We start from the raw sequence: 16,419 nt of genomic DNA on the forward strand, positions 1-16,419 counted from the left end.
CCGCCTGGAGAAAAAACTATGAGCCTCAATGTAATGGAGGCGGGCGCAAGCTCGTCCGTCGATCACGATGCCGAAAAAGCCCTGGTCAGCAAGGTCGCCTGGCGCCTGATGCCGTTGATCATGGTCTGCTACCTGTTCGCCTTCTTCGACCGCATCAACATCAGCTTCGCCAAGTTCCAGTTGCAGGCCGACCTGAGCCTGAGCGACACCGCTTACGGTCTCGGTGCCGGTCTGTTCGTGGTCGGTTACGTGCTGTTCGAAGTACCGAGCAACATGATGCTGTACAAGGTTGGCGCGCGGCGCTGGATCGCCAGGATCATGATGTCCTGGGGCGTGGCGACGGCGCTGATGGTGTTCGTCAACAGCGAATGGCAGTTCTACGTGCTGCGCTTTCTGATCGGCGCGATGGAGGCCGGTTTCGCCCCCGGCGTGCTGTATTACCTGACGCTGTGGTTCCCGCAGCACTTCCGTGGCCGCATCACCTCAATGCTGTTTCTGGCCTCGGCGTTTGCCGGGCTGGTCGGTGCGCCGTTCTCCGGACTGGTGCTGGAACACCTTGATGGCGTGTTGCAGATGCGCGGCTGGCACTGGTTGTTTCTGCTCGGTGGCGTGCCCTGTGTCGGCCTCGGGTTTTTGGTACTGACCTTGCTCAAGGACCGCATCGAGGACGCTCACTGGCTGACCCCGGAAGAGAAAAAACTGTTGGCCAGCCGCATCGCCCATCACGAACCGCACAAGAGCGGCGGCTCGTTGCTGGCGGCGCTGAAGATTCCGGGTTTCCTGACTTTGGGGCTGATCTACTTCCTGATCCAGGTCGCGTCCTACGGCCTGAATTTCTGGGCTCCGCAACTGATCCGCAGTGCCGGCACCGAGAGCCCGGTGATGATCGGCCTGCTGACCTCGATCCCTTACATTTGTGGTGCGATCAGCATGGTGGTGATCGGTCGTCTGTCCGATGCTACGGGTGAGCGGCGCAAGTTTGTCGCGGGGCTGGTGATCGTCGGCGCCATCGGCTTTTTCAGCGCGGGGATTTTTGCCAGCCACACCACGTTTTTGATCGTCGCTCTTGGCTTGTTGGGCGCCGGGATCATTGCGTCGATTCCGAGCTTCTGGACCTTGCCACCGAAACTGCTGGCGGGTGCCGGGGCCGGTGCGGCGGGCGGGATTGCGGTGATCAATACACTGGGGCAGTTCGGCGGCATCGTCAGTCCGGTGATGGTCGGCCGGATCAAGGACCTGACTGGCAGTACTACACCGGCACTGTATGTCATCGGTGTGGCGGCACTGATCGCGGCGGCGTTGCTGCTGTGGGGGCTGCCGCAGAAATTGCGCACACTCGACAAGTACTGAGGTTGCGGGCTGGTCGTTCCGATCACGCGAACGATCAGCCCGCCGGTGCCAAGGACCTGGCGGCCGAGTCACCAAACTGGATCAGCACCACTCCCGCCATCAACAACAGCGCGCCGAACAGGCGCGGCAACGTCAGATGTTTCTCTACCAGCCCGAACAGGCCGAAGTGATCCAGCACGATTGACGTGATCATTTGCCCGGCCAGGGCCAGCGCCAGAAATCCCGAAGCCCCCAGCTTCGGCAGCAACACCACCGCCAATGCGACGAAGCACACTCCGAACGCGCCGCCGGTCCACATCCACAGCGGCAGCTTGCTGGCGAGGGCCAGTGACGGTAACGGCAGGCGCAGGGCGACAATCACCGGCAATAACACCAGCACGCTCACCACCAGCGAGGTGAACGTCGCCCACAGCGGATGCCCCAACCCCCGCGCCAGATTGATGTTGATCGCACTCTGAAACGGCACCACCGCCCCGGCGAATACCGCCAACAGCAGCCATCCGACCCACTGCATCGTTCCCATGATTGTTCTCCGGCAAAGATTTTGCTGGACTCTAGGGTATTCGTCGAGCAGATTTAAATTCTGTTTTGGTATCCGGAACATGCATCGAATGAATGATTTGCGCCGCATCGACCTCAATCTGCTGGTGATCCTCGACGCCTTGCTCACCGAGCAACACGTGACCCGCGCTGCCGAGCGTCTGCACCTGAGTCAACCGGCGGTCAGCCATGCGTTGGCGCGTCTGCGTGACTTGCTCGACGATCCGCTGCTGGTGCGGGCCGGTTCGGGGTTGGTCCCCACCGCGCGGGCGTTGGAGCTGGCGGCGCCGCTGGCGGAAACCCTGGCCCAAGTGCAATCGCTGCTGGCGCCGAACACCTTTGATCCGACCAGCGCCCGTCGGACCTTTCGCCTCGCGATGTCGGACTACGGCGCGGCGCTCATCCTGCCCGGGCTGATTCGCACCTTGCGCGCAGAAGCACCGGGCATCGACCTGCAAATCAGCCACGCCAGCCGCGAAGGCATGGTCGAAGGCCTGCTCAACGGCGACATCGACCTTGCTGCCGGCGTACTGCCCGAACTGCCCGGCGAACTGCGCAGCACGCCGTTGTTCGAAGAGCGCTACGTCTGCCTCCTGGATCGTCAGAGCCTTCCCGCCGGAGGTGTTCTCGACTTGCCAACCTATCTCTCCCGTCCCCATGTCTTGCTGGAAATGCGCGGCAGCGGCACCCCGGAAATCGAACGCACCCTGACCGCCCTGCGTGAACGCCGCCGCGTCGCCATCAGCCTGCCGCACTGGAGCGTTGCGCCGCGGTTCATCAGCGGCACGGATCTGATCCTGACCGTGGCTTCGCGGGCGTTGAACGAGGTGGATGACCAATCGCTGATCGTCTTGCCGCCGCCGTTTGAAATTGCACCGTTCACGTTTGTCTCGGCGTGGCACAAGCGGCGGGGCGGGGATCAGGCGTTGAACTGGTTGAATCGGCGGATTGAGCAGGGGATAGTGCGCGGCTGACAAACATCAAGGAGCGGGGCGTGACAGTGAAGTCTGGGGTCGTTGGTTGGGTGGCGCTGTGTGGGGCGTTGATGGCGGGGCAGGTGTTGGCTGATTGTGTGCCTGCGCCGGTGACGGGCGCGCGGGACTTTTCAGTGTGCAAGGCGTGGCCCGCTTATCCTGGCTTGACGCTCAAGGCTGTCTCTAAATTTGCGCCGGATCCGGTTTATGGCAAAACCGGTGATGTCGGCAGTTACGATCTTGCTCTCTCTGTTGTCTCGGTCGAGGGGCCGGAGCCTCTGGCCACCTATCACAAGCCTTCTGCATTCCAGTCCGATGCCTTCGCGCTGGACAGTTTGGAATTCGATACCGCGCGCTACAAATTGACCCCTGAAATTCGGGCCTTTGGTGTTCGGGTTGTCTTCAAAGGCTCCTCCCGCGTCAATCCCATGGATGAGACTTCGCTGTCCCTTTACGTGAAAGAGGGCAACACGTTACGCCCCGTACTGGATCGGCTTGTGGTGTATGGCTACAACGGAGAGTGGGATGGAAATTGTTCGGGAGAACGTGCGAGCACCCTGCGCACGATCGAGATTGGAAAGACCAGTTCTCATGGTTACGCCGACTTGATCGTCAAATCGGTGACTACGGGTACTGTTGGCAAAGGCGATCCAGACACTTGTGATGAGAAAACCACAACCGCTAAACCTGTGCTGACGACCCTTCACTACGACGGAAAATCCTACGTCTTGCCTAAAGGTTTCAAAGCCATCGAGTGATACAGAACCAACGCGACTTAATTCAAGGAAGAACAATGTTTACCCCAACCCGACTTCTCATCGTCCTAGGCTTCCTGGCCGTAACCACTCAGGCCCACGCCGCCTGTGAGATCAAGAAATTCGACGGTCACTCCCTGTCACGCTGCAAAGTGTGGCCGGCCTTCCCGGAAAAGGCGATCTCGGCAAAATCTACCTTCGTGTCCGACTCCGAAGGTGATCACGACGGCGTTTTCGATCTTGAGTTGTCGCTCCTCAACGCCTCGAATGCCAAGCCTTTGGCGAATTACGTCAAGCCTGGAGCCTATAACTCCGACGCGATCCGCTTCGATGACTTGAAGATCGATACCGCGCGATACCGTCTGGCGTCGGACGTTCGTGCCTTTGGCCTGCGTTCGGATTTCGCCGACCGTCTCTCAAGAGCCAACCCCTACGCGAAAACCGATCTGGCGCTGTATGTGCGCGAAGGCAGCAAGTTGCGACCGGTGCTGGAAGGTCTGGTCATTCGGAAAGAATTTGGCGAGGGTAGCGGGGAGTGCGAAACCAAGGACACGAAAATCCTCAGGACAGTGGAAATCGGCTCGTCCAGCCATAACGGGTTCGCTGATCTGATCGTCTCCTCAAGTGGTGTGGTGTACACCTCGACCCAGTCAGGCAAAGAGTGCGTTTCCAAAACCACCGACCTGAAGAAAACCCAAATCACCCTGACCTACGACGGCAAGCAATACCTCATCCCCGAAGACCTCAGAGGTTACTGACCCGATGCTCACCGGCCTCAACCACCTGACCCTCGCCGTCACCGACCTGGACCGCAGCCTCGCGTTCTACCGCGACGTGCTGAAGCTGCGAGTCGAGGCCACCTGGGACGCCGGTGCCTACCTGTCGCTCCCGGGCCTGTGGTTGTGCCTGTCCCTCGATCCGAAGCGCCATCCCGAGCCCGCCGCCGACTACACCCACTACGCCTTCAGCATTGGCGCGGCGGATTTCCCGCTGTTCGTGCAACTGCTTCGCGCCGCCAACGTGCGGGAATGGCGCGATAACCGCAGCGAAGGCGCGTCGTTCTACTTTCTCGACCCGGACGGGCACAAACTCGAAGCCCACGTCGGCGATCTGGCCTCGCGACTGGCCGCGTGTCGGCAAAAGCCCTACGCGGGCATGGGTTTTTTCAACGAGCCGTGATCATCCGTTAATCGCTGATATAGACTGGCGGCCACGTTTTCCGGGACTTGCAGGTTTTCCATGACTCCATCGTTGCTAATGGCCGTGCTGGCTTCGGGTTTCATTTACGGCATCACGCCGGGGCCGGGTGTGCTAGCGGTGTTCGGCATCGGCGCCGCGCGCGGGCGGCGGGCCGGGGCGGGGTTTCTGTGCGGGCATCTGCTGGGCGATGTGATCTGGTGTAGCACCGCGCTGATCGCGATTGTCGGCGCCCGGGAAATCGGCAGCACCGCTTTCGATGTGCTCGGTGTGCTCAGCGGCCTGTACCTGTTCTGGCTCGGCTGGCGTGCAGTGCGGGCCAAACGCAGTAACGGCGAGCAGCCCCAGGGCGCGGCGCGTCAGCCGTTCTGGCACGGCATTCTGTTCGGCCTGACCAACCCCAAGGCCTACCCGGTGGCGGTGGCGACCTTCACTGCGTTGCTGTCGAGCCGCGCCGAACTGCTCAACTGGTCGATGCTGCCGATGCTGATCGCCTTGAGTTTCCTCGGCGGATTGCTCGCCTACGCTATCCTCATTGGCATCGTCGGGGCGCGCCAGGTGCGTACGTTGTACCAGCGTCATGAACTGGCGATCACCCGGTTGTGCGGGATCATGTTCATCGGTTTTGCCATCAACGCGCTGGTGCATGCGCTGCCAGGGCTGATACCGAACAAGGCTTGAAAACAGTCGCAGGGATGCGAGGTCGAGGTCATGGATGGTTGAACAGTGCTGCATTGCCCGGACACCCACGCTGAACCATGGAAAGCCGAAATTCCGCGCCGCTGGCGAGTTACATCGATCTGTTGCTGGACGCCGTTTGCGCGGTCGACAAGCAAGGTCGCTTCGTTTTTGTCAGTGCGGCCTGCGAGCGGATTCTCGGCTACACGCCTGACGAACTGATCGGTCAGTCGATGATCGATTACGTCTACCCGGCCGACCGTGAGCGCACCCTGGCCGCCGCGAGCGACATCATGGGCGGCGAGCCGAAGCACAATTTCGAAAACCGCTACGTGCGCAAGGACGGCAGCGTCGTGCACATCCTGTGGTCGGCGCGCTGGTCGGAAGTCGATCAACTGCGCATCGCCGTGGCCCGGGACATCACCGAACGGAAACTCGCCGAATCCCGTCAGGCGGCGTTGTACGCGATCTCCGAAGCGGCGCATGCGGCGGAGGATCTGCTGGCGCTGTTCAAGCGCATTCACCTGATCATCGGCGAGTGGCTGCCGGCGCTGAACTTCTCCGTGGCGCTGTACGACGAGCATTGCGCGCAGCTGAATTTCCCCTATCACGTCGACGATGACGAGTTGCAACCAGAGCAACCCGGCACTGTCACCGGACGCCTGTGCGCGCAAGTGATTCGCAGCGGCCAGCCAATCCTCCTGACCCCGGATTGCCCCCACGCGCCGCCGGAGTTCGCTGCGCTGGTGGCGGGGCAGCAATCGCCGTGCTGGCTCGGCGTACCGCTGAGCTCGAAAGACCGCACCATTGGCGCGCTGATCGTCAAAAGCCTGCCCGGCGGCGAGCGCTACACCGAACGCGACAAGGAACTGCTGCAATACGTCTGCGCCCAGGTCGCCACCGCCATCGAGCGCCAACAACTGCACGCCCGCCTGCGGCGCATGGCGCAATACGATCAACTGACCCAGTTGCCCAACCGCGAATTGCTGCGTGAACGCCTCAAGGCTGCGCTGACCTGCGCCCGGGAGCGGTCCGGGCACATGGCGCTGCTTTACGTCGATCTGGACCGTTTCAAGCAGGTCAACGACACCTTTGGCCATGGGGTCGGCGACATGCTGTTGCAGGCGGTGGCCAACCGGCTCAAGGGCTGCGTGCGCGAGACCGACACCGTGGCGCGGATCGGCGGCGACGAGTTCGTGGTGCTGTTGCACAGCGTCCACGCCGCCGACGATGCCGACGGTGTCGCGGAAAAAATCCGACAGGTACTGGTGCAACCCATGCGCCTGGACGGGCACAACCTGCACATCGAACCGAGCATCGGCGTGGCCCGTTATCCCGAGCACGGTGATGAGGAACAGCAACTGTTTCGTCACGCCGACCAGGTGATGTACGCCGCCAAACGGCAGAATCATAAAAGGCTGGACAGCTGATCGGCGGGTCACCGTTCGTCGCGGCGACGGCAACTTTTCTAAACCTTTATCAGTCAGGAAATTCTCAATCTAGGCGGGCACCTGCTCGCTTACGATCAATGCCAAGAGGTAGAGAATCATGCCTAACTCAAGAAACTCGAACTCGGGAAACTTCGCCAACGATCGAACGAAGGCGTCTGAAGCCGTTCGCAAAGGTGGGAAAACCACCACCACGACTGTCGACAAAGAGCCTAAAACCGACATGGGCCGCAAGCCTGCTCAGAAATCGAAGTAGTCGGCGAAGGTTGTTTTGATTGAGAGGCGGGGGCGCAAGCTCCCGCTTGAATCTGCACAGAAGGAGGGCGCGACCATGAGCCGGATGGCCACCCGAGTACGCCACATCAGTTTTGTCAGCCTGCTGGGGTTGTTCGCCAGCAGCGCGTTTGCCCAGTCGCCCGCCGACTTCATCAACGAAGCCTCGGCCAAAGGCATGGCCGACATCGAGGCCAGTCGTCTGGCGCACAGCAAGGCCGAGTCCAAAGAAGTCAAGGACTACACCATCCAGGTCATCAACGACCGCACCACCGCCAATCAGCATCTGGCGAAAATCGCCAAGAAACTGGACCTGCCGGTTGCACCCCGCGAAGAAGTCGCCGACAAGGCCAAGACTTTGATGCCGGAGGTCAAAGAGGGCGCCAGCTTCGATCAGGCCTACGCCGCCAGCCAGGTCAAAGCCACGGAAGAGGCCATTCAGCAGATCCAGCAGGAGGCTCAGACCACTGACGTGCCGGAGATCAAGGCGTTTGCCGACGAGACCCTGCCGAAATTGCAGAGTCATCTGGAAATGGCCCGGGCCCTTCAGGCCAGTCGCTGAATCCGCAGCAATGAAAACGGCGCTTTTTTAGCGCCGTTTTTTTTGCCTGTCAGCATTCATTCAGATCCTGCTTCGGCTTGCTCTTGTCCCCCAGACCTTGCAGGTCAAACACCTCATTCTCACCCATCGCCCGGTAATGCCGACGCAACGCTTCCAGCTGCTTGAGATCCAGCGACTCCAGCCCGAGCATCGCGTTCTGCGCCTGCTTGTTCACCCGCAGCAGTTCATCGAGTTTCAAATGCAGGATGTCAGTGTCGCGGTTCTGGGTGTTCTGGATCAGGAACACCATCAGGAACGTGATGATCGTGGTCGAGGTGTTGATGATCAGTTGCCAGGTATCGTTGTAATCGAAAATCGGCCCGCTCAACCCCCAGAGCCCGATCAGAATCAACGCCCCCATGAACGTCTTGGGGCTGCCGGCCCAGAGGGCGAGCGTCTGGGAGATCTTTGCGAATTTCATGGCTGTGTTCCTTGTGGGGGCGCTTGAAATTCAGACATCGGGGGTGGTGTGAAAATTCTACTGACAGAGACTTGCTGTCTTTGAAATTTGACTGCTCCAGGTCACGGTTTTGAACGCTTTTGGAAGTGGGAACTTTCTTTGTGTGGGTTTGCGTCTAGGATCAAATGGCAGTCAATTTGCCAGCATGCGAGTGCACGGATAGAAACCCAGTCAGAGGCCGCTCATGGAATTCTTCGAAAAGTTAACCAGTCTTGCCGCCAAAGTTCGGTTGCAGAGCGCTGCAATCCAGACAGAAGAGGCGACAAAAAACGCGTTTGTCATGCCCTTCATCAGTACTGTTCTGGGTTACGACGTATTCGACCCGACAGAGGTGACGCCGGAATTTGTTTGCGATATCGGCACGAAGAAGGGCGAAAAAATCGATTACGCCATCATGAAAGAGGGCGAAGTGCAGATCCTCATCGAGTGCAAGAAAATCGGCGAGCCACTGCACATCAATCACGCCTCGCAGCTGTTTCGTTATTTCCACGTTACCAGTGCCCGAATCTCCATCCTCACCAACGGCCAGGTCTATAAGTTCTTCACTGATCTGGATGCGCCGAACAAGATGGATGAGAAGCCCTTCCTTGAACTGGATCTTCTGGATATCGATGAGTATTCGGTGCCAGAACTCATCAAGCTCACCAAGTCTGCGTTCGACGTTGATTCGATCATCAACGCGGCGGGTGAGTTGAAGTACGTCAGCCAGATCAAAAAGGTCATCGCCTCGCAGGTCAGCAAGCCGGATGACGATTTCGTCAAAGTGTTTGCTTCGCGAGTCTACGACGGGGTTATTACGCAGAAGGTGCGGGAACAGTTTCATGAACTGACGAGGAAAGCGGTCGTTCAATTTCTCAACGACCAGATCAATGACCGCCTCAAGTCAGCCATGAGTGGTGCGATCCAGCCGGCTCTGGCGTCTATTCCGGCCGCGTCTGGAGGGACGGATCCGGTGGATCCCCGTGACGAGTCCGACGATAAGGTTTTGACCACTCTGGAGGAACTGGAGGGGTATCACATTGTTCGTGCATTGGTTCGATCTGTGGTCGATGCCAAACGAATCGTTCAGCGCGATACACAGAGCTACTTTGGCATCCTGCTGGACGATAACAACCGAAAGCCGATTTGCCGCCTGCATTTCAACCGTTCGCAGAAGTACATTGGCATTTTCGACGAGGAGAAAAACGAAACTCGCCATCCCATTAATTCCGTGGATGATATCTACGAGTATTCAGATCAGTTGAAAAAGACCGTGGGCTATTACGACTAGTGTGGGATTTTCCAAAGAACCGGCCATCGGCCGGTTTTTTTAAGCAAGCGAAGTCCGCGAAAAAGGTGCTTGCCGCCGTCACGTCTTAAGTCGGATAGGGGATGCGCAGGGAGTCGATGTATCGTAGCGAACCACTGCAAAAGTCCTGACAGGAGAACGCAATGACCTGGTCCGCCAAGCAATACGTCACTTTCGAAGATGAACGCACCCGCCCGGCCCGCGACTTGCTGACGGCGATTCCCACGCCCGAGGCGCGTTCCGTGGTGGATATCGGGTGTGGTCCGGGCAACTCGACCGAACTTCTGGTGGAGCGTTTTCCGGGGGCGAAAGTGCAGGGGCTCGACAGTTCGCCGGACATGATCGACGCCGCGCGCAAGCGTCTGCCGCAGTTGCAGTTCGCGGTGGCGGACATCGATAAATGGGCGGATGCGGGGCCATTCGATGTGATCTTTGCCAACGCCGTTTTGCAGTGGGTGCCGGATCACGCGACGTTGCTGCCGGCACTGGCGGGCAAGTTGGCGCAGGGCGGCAGCCTGGCGATTCAGATGCCGGACAACCTCAACGAGCCGTCCCATCGGTTGATGCGTGAAGTGGCGGCCAACGGGCCGTGGGCCAGCAAACTGGCGGACGCGGCGGGGCAGCGGACCGAGATGGCGGATGCCAGTGCCTATTTCTCGATGCTGCGGCCGCATTGTGCGCGGGTCGATGTGTGGCGCACCACCTATCACCATCAGTTGGCGGGCGGGGCTTCCGGCGTTGTCGAGTGGTTCAAGGGGAGTGGTTTGATTCCGTTTCTCAGTCCGCTGACGGATGCGGAGCGGGCGGAGTATCTGGCGCACTATCTGGCGGAGGTCGCGAAGGCGTATCCGGCGCTGGCGGATGGTTCGGTGCTGTTGCCGTTTCCACGGTTGTTCATTGTCGCCACACGTTGATACGAAAAAGGGCCGATTTGATCGGCCCTTTCTTTTGCGGTCAGCGCTGTACGGCGACCAGCATCATCATCGGTCGCTCACGCTCTTCCGCGAGGGCCGGTTGTGCGGCCACTTCCGCGTCACTCGGGCCCCATTCATTGACGTGTTGAATCGTGAATCCGGCGTCGATCAGCGCGTTAAGCAGCGTGCCGACCGTACGATGCTGCTTGATCACACCGTCGGCCAGCCAGTTCGTAACTCGCTCGCCTTCCATCTGATAACTGTCCAGCGGCCAGCGCTTGTGGCCCTCGCTGTCGATCAACCAGCCCGGATGGCGCGGCGCCATGAAGATCGGGTGCTCGATGGAAAACACAAAGTGCGCACCGGGTTTAAGCGCCGCATGCAGCTTGGTAAACAGCCCCGAGAGATCCTTAATGTAGTGCAGGGCCAGTGAGCTGTAGGCCAGATCGTAAGTGCATGCAGGCAAGTCGAGGTGTTCCAGGTCGGCACGTTCGTAGCGGATGTTTGCGGCCGAGGTGGTTTCCTTCGCCCGCTCGAGCATTTTCTCCGAGACATCCAGCCCCAGCACTTGGGCAGCGCCGTGTTCGCTGGCCCAGCGGCAGAACCAGCCGTGGCCGCAGCCCAGATCCACCACCTGCAAACCGTGCAGGGAGGGCAACAAGGCTTTCAGCGCAGGCCATTCCGGCGCGGCATCGAGGCCGCCGATGGAGCGGTTCATCTGGCTGTAGCCCTGGAAAAATTCGGGGTCGTCGTAGATGTTCTGGGTCATGGATTTGATGCTCTTTTGAATTTGATTTGGGTGGCTCGCAGGCCACGGTTTTGAATCCCTCGAAACGTGATGGCGCGTATTCGTCGATGGCCGCGCAGGGGGAGGGTGGTGGGCGATGGGGAAATGCTAGCGGGTCGTGGCGAGTGTGAGAACCGGGGGAGTGTTGGGGATCTGTAAATGTGGTTTTTCGATTCAGGATGTTTAAAGCGTTAGCCCTGTTTACTGAACCTTCCCACAAGGTTTTCAGGTTGTCCGTCGGAAGTGCGGGCTCTAGCCTGTGAGGGTCGCTGATGAATCGGCGATCGGGATTGGAACCCCGGCGACTTCCCAAAAAAGCAAAAGCAGCTTTCATGACGTATGCTTGCCTGCCTTCATGGTGTGCACACTGTTATGGCGGCTGTGCGCGAGAGACTTCGAGTCTGTCGGGCTTTTGGCTTTTTTCGCCCGGGTTCCAACTCGTGTACAGCTGCCACCTCTTCGATTGGAACCGAGTAGGTCAGCTCCACCTATCGACTAGAAAGAAGCCATTATGAAGAAGCCAACCCCGAATCCCCCCGAAGTCGAAACCGACCCAACATCCCCGTACGTCTCGATCGACTGCAGAAAACTCCACGACGCCGCCAACCGCGCCCTCGATCATTACCTCTGCCCCGGCGCCCATGTCATGGGCACGACCAACCAGCCCGATCCGATGTACTTCGCCAACCCGGCCTACGACACCGAATCCCTGCTGGCCAACGCCAGCGAATCACTGGGCTCGGCATCCGAGATGCTCAACAACTTCGCCGCCACCCTCGACCCCGCCCACCGCAGAACCGCGATAGGCATTGCGCAACTGGTGATGCTGGGTGAATTGGCGGTGAATCAAGCGCTGGATCATGTTGAGGTGAAGAGTTAACTGCGTTGATGCAATGTTTCAGAAGGCATAAAAAAACCGGCTCATTGAGCCGGTTTTACTTTACGAAGGTTTTCTCCTTCAAGGTGCGCAGGGCTCCAGCTGATCGACATCAGTGCCACTGCCAGCGCTACGGTCAACCTCGCCATTGCTCCCGATATGAATTTTAGTCGTGGGCCATTTCGGGGTGATCTTGATGCAATGGTTTTGCCCGGAATTACGCCAATCAAATTCCATAAAAAAATCATCATCGGGAAACAGATCCCCTGGTCCGCCCGTAGACTCTCCGGGGGCAAGGTTTCCGCGAAAGATCTCATTTTGCGTATTCAGCACAAACCTCAAATCACCTGTGCCTTCTTTCGAGAAATCAATCTCGACGCGTGGCACTGCGACGTACCAAACCAGATACGTCAACACCGCCAAAATAAGTACCCGCATGACGATATAGAGCGGGCGTCGCTTACTTGCATTCGTGGACACGGACTACATCTCCCCATGTCCTGGTAATGAAAAAACGTGTTTATCGCCCAAGCATGCGGAAGAAAGCATGAATCGTCCTTGTTGAGTACATCCGTTAACCCCAAGCGTCCTCTTGGGTGTGCGAATGCTAGCGGAGTCTCAAGGACTGGTCGCTGGGAAACGTCTGAAAACATGGCGAGCATCACGCCATGTTTGTGTGCGGCGATTCCTACAGGATTACTGGTCGTTCGTTCGGATGTCGTTCTTTTCAGTGGGCATCGGGTAGTGCTCCTTCTCATATTGCTCGATAAGCACTGCGAGGTTTTCCAGTTCATTTCCATCGGATGATCCGGGTTCAGCCCCCCAGAGCTTTTCCATCCGAGCAAATGCAATGTTCAGGTCTTTTCGGTTACGGATGGTTTCGCTGTTCATTGCAGATTCTCCGTGCAGATCAGATCCATCGGGGTCGAGATTATTCACGAACTCAACATACGCAACGCAGCCGAAGCCAAAAACGCGGAACGACTCTTTTCCTCCGGATGCTGGCTGACGTGAAGGTCGATGCGGCTCAACAAATAGCCTGGGAGTGTGATGTTGACCTTTTGCGTATTCCCCAGGCACTGACTGATGTCCACATCCACCAACGCCCATACGCAGTTTGCAAACCTCGGATCGGAAACATGGTTACTGATCTTGCTGGCGGCAGGTATCACTGCACCGCTCTCAGCGAGAATCTCGATGTGGATTTCTATCGCTTCTTTGGCCATTTCCAACGCATGGTCCTGATCGTTTCCGGCGGAGAAACAACCGGGGAGGTCTGGTACTTCAACACCCCATGTTGAGTCGCCTTCGCTGGGGGATATTGCGATTGGATAAAGCATGCGGATCATTTCCCTTGGGGCCGAACGCTTCGACATAGGAGCGCTCACGACATGAGTGGCTGATTGTCAGGAGCGTAAGCGCACACGGGGGGAATTCAATCAACGTGTTGTTTCTGAATGGTTCAAAACTAGCTTGCGTGTCATTAGACATCAGGCCTCAAAAAACGGCCATCTACGCCGGTCTACTGAATTTCTCCCCTGTAATGATCCGCGCGAGACTCTCATATTCTTTTCGTGCAAAAGCTTGAGAACCACGCCAACGTCAGAATGAAAAAGCCCGGCACTTGGCCGGGCAATTTTGGAAAGTAATCAGGCTTGCTTTTCACGTGCAGCCAGCATCACTTCATTCTGTTTTTTGGTGGCTTCGGTTAGCACTTCACTGTAAACGCGCTTTTTTTCTTCCGATTTCGCATTACGAATGAAGTCTGCGAATGGACTCGTGGACTCCTTTGGGGATCCGAGTTTCATGGAAAACATGGGGTTGCTCCGTCATTTATCCCAAGCATGGCCATCAGGTCGTGTCTCGTATGCTTCTCTGGGATATGGTAGTCGATCTTGTCAACGCCAGCCTTGTAGAGGCGGCCAGAATTATCAATGTGCTTCACAAGCAGATCGACATGAAGATCCTTGCCAAACTCTAGCTTAAGCGTGTTTACCACGTCACGTGCTGCAAAATATTGGTCGACGAAATGCTCCGGTCGAATTCTGCGTCCTTCGGCTTCCTCACGAGCCCTGACAAAGGACCAGGCAAGCCTGGGGTCTTGATAGACATAGAGAATTTGTACAAATCTCCCCTTGTCCAGGCAACGCCGCACATTGTTCCTTGCGATTTCTATATTCGAAAGCGTCCCGTCGAGCAGGAAAGATTGTTTTCGATCCAGGGCAAGATCAATCAGCTTTCCTACCAGAATTGAAACGGCGCCTTGGAAAAGCCAGGCATTGCCACCTTGATAGGCTTCAAATTCGTTTCTGAGGTCGTCTGGATCGATTCGCAGGATCGGCGTATCAGAGAAAAGGTTCAGCAGGGCTAATGATGCCTCTGTCTTGCCAGCGCCCGGCGATCCAGCCATGAAAACTGAAACAGGCTCTTTTTCGGGCGGATACCGGGTCTGATCCGTGAGTCGCTTGCCAATAACCTTCTTGTTTGATCGTGCGAACCTGATCGCATCGTCCCAGATGGCCTGTTCTTCATCCGTCATTCCAAGCCTTTTGTCTTCCTGCACTGGATGTGAACCCTCTTCGATTAAAAGGCCATTTACGGTTTGCGCTCTGTATTTACCGCAGTGTAGTGGTTTCCAATCGGTCAGAATCTTGATGGGAAACCGTACTCATGGATCATTCCTTTGAGCAAATTGTGTTTCTTGTGGTTGGAGAGAATGAAGAGTAGAGAGGCGTACCGTAACTGCAATCAACGGTGTGTTTCTGAATTGTTCTTTGCCGAACAAGCAGTTGACCTCAAAACGCAGACACAAAAAAACCGGCCATCAAGGCCGGTTTTTTCTGTTTGCGTATCCCCCGTCAAACCACGACGCAGGACATAAATTCGATTGGAGCGGGTGAAGGGAATCGAACCCTCGTTATCAGCTTGGGAAGCTGGAGTAATGCCATTATACGACACCCGCTCAGAGCGGCTGACTTTGTACCAGACTCGGCCACGGATTTGAAGTTTTCTTTGCACGCGAACTACGGAAAGTCTTGAAACAGAGCCGAAATCGGTCAATCGCGGGCAAGCGCTGCGGGCTGGAGGACGGCTGAATCTCAGGCCTGCAGGCTTGCTCGCGACGACACTGTTTCAAATGGCCAATGCATGGTGATCCTGGACAAACTGGTAACGCGTTCGGCTGGCCTGTTGCGCCGGTTTCAGGAAACCGAGCAGGGCGTTCTGGCTGTCCCGGCAGGCGGATTTGTGTTCCATGTCGAGGAAGTGCCCGGTGGCCTGCAGGGTGGTGAAGGTGCTCTGCGCGACGTGGTTGCCGAACAGGCGCGCATCTTCGGCGGCGGTGTATTCGTCCCATTCGCCGTTCAGGAACAGCACCGGTACGTTGATTTTCTTCGCCGCGTTCAAATAGCACTGACGATCGCTGTGCAACACGTCGTTGATGTGGAAATGCATCTGCCCGTATTCGTGCTCGGCCAGGCTGCTGACGTGGCGATAGTTGAAGCGCTTGAACAGCGACGGCAGGTGTTTGCCGATGGTGTCGTTGACGAGGTGGCCGACCCGATCGCCGTCGCGTTTGCCGAGGCATTCGACGCCGCGTTCGAGGTAATCAAGCATGTGTGCATTGATCACCGGGGAGAACGAGCTGATCACGGCTTTTTCAATGCGCCGAGGCTGATGCGCGAGGGCGACCATGGTCGCAGCGCCACCCCAGGAGAACGACAGCACGTGTTCAGCGGCGAAGTGATCGATCAGCTCCAGCAGGATCAGACCTTCGACTTCTTTCGTCAGATGTTTCTCGTGGCGGTTGTGGACTTTCGACTTACCCGCATAGGGCTGGTCGTAGCAGACCACGTTGAATTGCGGGTGCAGATTTTTCACGGTTTGTGCAAACGACGCAGTCGTGGCCATCGAGCCGTTGACCAGGATGATGGTCTTTTCTGCGGCGTCTGCGCGATAGAACTCCGTGTAAACCCGATACTGACCCTGTATATCCAGCACAGCGATTTCTGGCCTCATGTCATAAGACTCCTGGCAAGCAAGCGGGTATGCGCGCAAATGAGATTGCACGAGCTTTGTGACAGGTAGGCATATGCCTGGAATTTTGTGGCCCATGTCGATCCGATACGGCAGGTCGACGGGTGTTGTTATTGGCGGGCAGTCTGCCGGCTGAGGCGCAGCCCTGATGGGCTGTCTACCGACAAAAAGTTTCTTGGATGTTATGTGTGACTCATCGGTCACAATTTGGCCGACGACCTGATTCAAGCAGGGGGATCCGG

General features: G+C 57.6%; 21 protein-coding genes and 1 tRNA gene. 12 read left to right on the forward strand and 10 right to left on the reverse strand.

Annotation, left to right across the window (positions count from 1 at the left end; translation table 11 throughout):
- The first annotated feature begins 18 nt into the window (after positions 1-18).
- Positions 19-1,350: an MFS transporter gene (locus QRN46_RS20270; RefSeq protein ID WP_011332861.1), complete on the forward strand. Its 1,332-nt coding sequence runs from the start codon at positions 19-21 to the stop codon at positions 1,348-1,350.
- A 34-nt stretch (positions 1,351-1,384) separates the two neighbouring features.
- Here the strand turns inward: QRN46_RS20270 and QRN46_RS20275 are convergent, their stop codons facing one another.
- Positions 1,385-1,873, reverse strand: a complete 489-nt coding sequence (locus QRN46_RS20275) for a DMT family transporter (RefSeq protein ID WP_201816712.1) — start codon at positions 1,871-1,873, stop codon at positions 1,385-1,387.
- A 79-nt stretch (positions 1,874-1,952) separates the two neighbouring features.
- Between QRN46_RS20275 and QRN46_RS20280 the strand changes: the two genes are divergently transcribed.
- From QRN46_RS20280 to QRN46_RS20315, 8 genes are all read left to right on the forward strand, one after another.
- A complete protein-coding gene (locus tag QRN46_RS20280; RefSeq protein WP_285356804.1) occupies positions 1,953-2,864 on the forward strand; it encodes a LysR family transcriptional regulator in 912 nt (303 codons plus the stop codon).
- Positions 2,865-2,884: 20 nt separating this feature from the next.
- Positions 2,885-3,622 (forward strand): PA3715 family protein, encoded by a 738-nt coding sequence (locus tag QRN46_RS20285; protein ID WP_285356806.1) that lies wholly within the window; start codon positions 2,885-2,887, stop codon positions 3,620-3,622.
- A gap of 35 nt (positions 3,623-3,657) precedes the next feature.
- Positions 3,658-4,377: a PA3715 family protein gene (locus tag QRN46_RS20290; protein ID WP_011332865.1), complete on the forward strand. Its 720-nt coding sequence runs from the start codon at positions 3,658-3,660 to the stop codon at positions 4,375-4,377.
- Between the two features lie 4 nt (positions 4,378-4,381).
- Positions 4,382-4,798, forward strand: a complete 417-nt coding sequence (gene fos / locus QRN46_RS20295) for a fosfomycin resistance glutathione transferase (protein WP_285356808.1) — start codon at positions 4,382-4,384, stop codon at positions 4,796-4,798.
- 60 nt (positions 4,799-4,858) lie between these two features.
- Positions 4,859-5,497 carry a LysE family translocator gene (locus QRN46_RS20300; RefSeq protein WP_011332867.1) on the forward strand — a complete coding sequence of 213 codons (639 nt, stop codon included), beginning with the start codon at positions 4,859-4,861 and terminating at the stop codon, positions 5,495-5,497.
- 77 nt (positions 5,498-5,574) lie between these two features.
- Complete coding sequence (locus QRN46_RS20305) at positions 5,575-6,924, forward strand: sensor domain-containing protein (protein WP_285356810.1); 1,350 nt, start codon at positions 5,575-5,577, stop codon at positions 6,922-6,924.
- Positions 6,925-7,042: 118 nt separating this feature from the next.
- Positions 7,043-7,198: a KGG domain-containing protein gene (locus QRN46_RS20310; RefSeq protein WP_285356812.1), complete on the forward strand. Its 156-nt coding sequence runs from the start codon at positions 7,043-7,045 to the stop codon at positions 7,196-7,198.
- Between the two features lie 75 nt (positions 7,199-7,273).
- Positions 7,274-7,777, forward strand: coding sequence for a DUF4142 domain-containing protein (locus tag QRN46_RS20315; protein WP_064383040.1), 504 nt, complete (start codon positions 7,274-7,276; stop codon positions 7,775-7,777).
- A gap of 49 nt (positions 7,778-7,826) precedes the next feature.
- Here QRN46_RS20315 and QRN46_RS20320 read toward each other — a convergent pair whose 3' ends face one another.
- Entirely contained in the window at positions 7,827-8,237 is a 411-nt protein-coding gene (locus QRN46_RS20320; protein WP_285356815.1) for a low affinity iron permease family protein, read from the reverse strand.
- Between the two features lie 223 nt (positions 8,238-8,460).
- On the opposite strand from QRN46_RS20320, the gene QRN46_RS20325 reads away from it, so the two are divergent.
- Entirely contained in the window at positions 8,461-9,546 is a 1,086-nt protein-coding gene (locus QRN46_RS20325; protein WP_011332871.1) for a type I restriction endonuclease, read from the forward strand.
- A 161-nt stretch (positions 9,547-9,707) separates the two neighbouring features.
- Positions 9,708-10,478 (forward strand): trans-aconitate 2-methyltransferase, encoded by a 771-nt coding sequence (gene tam / locus QRN46_RS20330; RefSeq protein WP_285356817.1) that lies wholly within the window; start codon positions 9,708-9,710, stop codon positions 10,476-10,478.
- Positions 10,479-10,518: 40 nt separating this feature from the next.
- On the opposite strand, the gene QRN46_RS20335 is transcribed toward tam, so the two are convergent.
- Positions 10,519-11,247 (reverse strand): class I SAM-dependent methyltransferase, encoded by a 729-nt coding sequence (locus QRN46_RS20335; protein ID WP_221615163.1) that lies wholly within the window; start codon positions 11,245-11,247, stop codon positions 10,519-10,521.
- A gap of 529 nt (positions 11,248-11,776) precedes the next feature.
- Here QRN46_RS20335 and QRN46_RS20340 point away from each other — a divergent pair.
- Positions 11,777-12,145: a DUF6124 family protein gene (locus QRN46_RS20340; protein ID WP_201816683.1), complete on the forward strand. Its 369-nt coding sequence runs from the start codon at positions 11,777-11,779 to the stop codon at positions 12,143-12,145.
- A 78-nt stretch (positions 12,146-12,223) separates the two neighbouring features.
- On the opposite strand, the gene QRN46_RS20345 is transcribed toward QRN46_RS20340, so the two are convergent.
- From QRN46_RS20345 to QRN46_RS20375, 7 genes are all read right to left on the reverse strand, one after another.
- Positions 12,224-12,622: a hypothetical protein gene (locus tag QRN46_RS20345; RefSeq protein ID WP_238383026.1), complete on the reverse strand. Its 399-nt coding sequence runs from the start codon at positions 12,620-12,622 to the stop codon at positions 12,224-12,226.
- 216 nt (positions 12,623-12,838) lie between these two features.
- Positions 12,839-13,033 (reverse strand): hypothetical protein, encoded by a 195-nt coding sequence (locus QRN46_RS20350; RefSeq protein ID WP_050761152.1) that lies wholly within the window; start codon positions 13,031-13,033, stop codon positions 12,839-12,841.
- A 44-nt stretch (positions 13,034-13,077) separates the two neighbouring features.
- Positions 13,078-13,482 carry a type II toxin-antitoxin system HicB family antitoxin gene (locus QRN46_RS20355; RefSeq protein WP_041475514.1) on the reverse strand — a complete coding sequence of 135 codons (405 nt, stop codon included), beginning with the start codon at positions 13,480-13,482 and terminating at the stop codon, positions 13,078-13,080.
- A gap of 309 nt (positions 13,483-13,791) precedes the next feature.
- The gene (locus QRN46_RS20360; RefSeq protein ID WP_167443763.1) at positions 13,792-13,959 is read right to left on the reverse strand and encodes a hypothetical protein; all 168 of its coding nucleotides are present in this window, start codon (positions 13,957-13,959) and stop codon (positions 13,792-13,794) included.
- Positions 13,947-14,681: a zeta toxin family protein gene (locus QRN46_RS20365; protein WP_041475165.1), complete on the reverse strand. Its 735-nt coding sequence runs from the start codon at positions 14,679-14,681 to the stop codon at positions 13,947-13,949. The genes QRN46_RS20360 and QRN46_RS20365 overlap by 13 nt, the downstream gene beginning before the upstream one ends.
- A gap of 349 nt (positions 14,682-15,030) precedes the next feature.
- Positions 15,031-15,104: transfer RNA gene (locus QRN46_RS20370), tRNA-Gly, on the reverse strand.
- 170 nt (positions 15,105-15,274) lie between these two features.
- Positions 15,275-16,159, reverse strand: a complete 885-nt coding sequence (locus tag QRN46_RS20375) for an alpha/beta fold hydrolase (protein ID WP_011332879.1) — start codon at positions 16,157-16,159, stop codon at positions 15,275-15,277.
- Between the last annotated feature and the right edge of the window lie 260 nt (positions 16,160-16,419).

It is taken from the genome of Pseudomonas sp. lyk4-R2A-10 (assembly GCF_030209075.1).
Lineage (GTDB): Bacteria > Pseudomonadota > Gammaproteobacteria > Pseudomonadales > Pseudomonadaceae > Aquipseudomonas > Aquipseudomonas glycinae.

Bases quoted from the DNA above. Each gene is read 5' to 3' on its own strand.
- QRN46_RS20290 (WP_011332865.1), top strand. From the start codon at position 3,658: ATGTTTACCCCAACCCGACTTCTCATCGTCCTAGGCTTCCTGGCCGTA.
- QRN46_RS20335 (WP_221615163.1), bottom strand. From the start codon at position 11,247: ATGACCCAGAACATCTACGACGACCCCGAATTTTTCCAGGGCTACAGC.
- QRN46_RS20310 (WP_285356812.1), top strand. From the start codon at position 7,043: ATGCCTAACTCAAGAAACTCGAACTCGGGAAACTTCGCCAACGATCGA.
- QRN46_RS20270 (WP_011332861.1), top strand. From the start codon at position 19: ATGAGCCTCAATGTAATGGAGGCGGGCGCAAGCTCGTCCGTCGATCAC.
- QRN46_RS20300 (WP_011332867.1), top strand. From the start codon at position 4,859: ATGACTCCATCGTTGCTAATGGCCGTGCTGGCTTCGGGTTTCATTTAC.
- QRN46_RS20340 (WP_201816683.1), top strand. From the start codon at position 11,777: ATGAAGAAGCCAACCCCGAATCCCCCCGAAGTCGAAACCGACCCAACA.
- tam (WP_285356817.1), top strand. From the start codon at position 9,708: ATGACCTGGTCCGCCAAGCAATACGTCACTTTCGAAGATGAACGCACC.
- QRN46_RS20305 (WP_285356810.1), top strand. From the start codon at position 5,575: ATGGAAAGCCGAAATTCCGCGCCGCTGGCGAGTTACATCGATCTGTTG.
- QRN46_RS20360 (WP_167443763.1), bottom strand. From the start codon at position 13,959: ATGTTTTCCATGAAACTCGGATCCCCAAAGGAGTCCACGAGTCCATTC.
- QRN46_RS20365 (WP_041475165.1), bottom strand. From the start codon at position 14,681: ATGACGGATGAAGAACAGGCCATCTGGGACGATGCGATCAGGTTCGCA.
- QRN46_RS20280 (WP_285356804.1), top strand. From the start codon at position 1,953: ATGCATCGAATGAATGATTTGCGCCGCATCGACCTCAATCTGCTGGTG.
- fos (WP_285356808.1), top strand. From the start codon at position 4,382: ATGCTCACCGGCCTCAACCACCTGACCCTCGCCGTCACCGACCTGGAC.
- QRN46_RS20355 (WP_041475514.1), bottom strand. From the start codon at position 13,482: ATGCTTTATCCAATCGCAATATCCCCCAGCGAAGGCGACTCAACATGG.
- QRN46_RS20275 (WP_201816712.1), bottom strand. From the start codon at position 1,873: ATGGGAACGATGCAGTGGGTCGGATGGCTGCTGTTGGCGGTATTCGCC.
- QRN46_RS20325 (WP_011332871.1), top strand. From the start codon at position 8,461: ATGGAATTCTTCGAAAAGTTAACCAGTCTTGCCGCCAAAGTTCGGTTG.
- QRN46_RS20315 (WP_064383040.1), top strand. From the start codon at position 7,274: ATGAGCCGGATGGCCACCCGAGTACGCCACATCAGTTTTGTCAGCCTG.
- QRN46_RS20320 (WP_285356815.1), bottom strand. From the start codon at position 8,237: ATGAAATTCGCAAAGATCTCCCAGACGCTCGCCCTCTGGGCCGGCAGC.
- QRN46_RS20350 (WP_050761152.1), bottom strand. From the start codon at position 13,033: ATGAACAGCGAAACCATCCGTAACCGAAAAGACCTGAACATTGCATTT.
- QRN46_RS20375 (WP_011332879.1), bottom strand. From the start codon at position 16,159: ATGAGGCCAGAAATCGCTGTGCTGGATATACAGGGTCAGTATCGGGTT.